General features: G+C 72.1%; 1 protein-coding gene and 1 pseudogene. Both read right to left on the bottom strand.

Features of this window, described 5'->3' with window-relative positions; translation table 11 throughout:
* Window positions 1-297: pseudogene (locus tag AQJ91_RS48375) on the bottom strand (ABC transporter permease); the annotation flags it as partial.
* A gap of 4 nt (window positions 298-301) precedes the next feature.
* Window positions 302-1,072: an ABC transporter permease gene (locus AQJ91_RS48370; protein WP_067036827.1), complete on the bottom strand. Its 771-nt coding sequence runs from the start codon at window positions 1,070-1,072 to the stop codon at window positions 302-304.
* Between the last annotated feature and the right edge of the window lie 144 nt (window positions 1,073-1,216).

Below are 1,216 nucleotides of genomic sequence, written 5' to 3'. Positions count from 1 at the left end.
CGGCTCCAGCACGTCGCGCGCGACGCGGCTCATCCCCACCACCAGCCCCAGCCCGACGCCGATGGCGACGGCGAGGAGATAGCCCGCGGCCAGCCGGAGCAGGCTGGGTACGACGTCCGACAGCAGCCGTTCCCCCGTCCACACCTCCCCGAACTTCTGCAGGATGGTGGCCAGCGGCGGGATGTAGAAGTCGGTGCTGCCCGCGGTGGTGAACCACCACACGGCGAACAGGACCGCGGGCAGGCCCAGGACCAGCAAGGCCCGCCGGGCCATGTCGAGGACTGTTGTCCGGATCATCCGGCTACCCCTCCCTGCGGATGGACTGATGCCAGTGCAGCGCCCGCCGCTCGACGGCCCGCGCCACCAGGTTGATCGCGACTCCCAGCACCCCGGTGACCAGGACCAGGGCGTAGACCCGCGGCACGGCGCCGGACGTCTGCGCCACGGCGATCTGATTGCCCAGGCCGGGCGAACCGATGACGAGTTCCGCGGTGATGGCGAGGACGAGCGCCACGGTCGCGGCCAGCCGCACACCCGTCATCACATACGGCAGCGCGGTGGGCCACATGACGTACCGCACCCGCCCCCAACCGCCCATCCGGTAGCTGCGGGCGGTGTCCTCGGCCACCGGGTCGACGTCCTGCATGCCCGCCAGCACCTGGACGAGCACCTGCCAGAAGGAGGCGTACACCACCAGCAGCAGCTTCGACTCCAGGTCGGTGCCGTAGAGCAGCACCGCCACCGGGATCAGCGCCACCGACGGTATCGGCCTCAGGAACTCGACGGTGGAGGCGGTCACCGCCCGCAGCACCGGCACGGAGCCGATCACTATTCCGGCCACCACGCCCGTCACGACGGCGATGGCGAGCCCCAGGCCCCAGCCGGTCAGCGTGTCACCCAACGCGGTCCAGAACGCGTCCTCGGCGAGCAGCTGCCACAGGGCCCGGCCCATCTCCGACGCGGGCGGAAGGTAGTCGGCGGAGACCAGCCCGCTGTGCGGCAGGACTTGAAGCAGCACCGCCAGGCCGGCCAGGCCTGCCAGGCCGCGCAGCGGGGTGACGGCTCCCTCCAGCGCGCGCCGGGCGCGGCCACCGCCCCGACCGCCGGGGCCCGTACCGGCCCCGGCGGTACCGACGGTCTTCGTCAGCACAGGAGTGCTCCCGGACCCGGTCACGAGAACAGGGCGTCCAGGTCGGGCTTCTTGCCGCCGAAGATG

Source organism: Streptomyces dysideae (assembly GCF_001514305.1).
GTDB lineage: Bacteria > Actinomycetota > Actinomycetes > Streptomycetales > Streptomycetaceae > Streptomyces > Streptomyces dysideae.
Note: the sequence above shows the minus strand (reverse complement) of the source record. Positions and strands in the feature narration are given on the sequence as shown.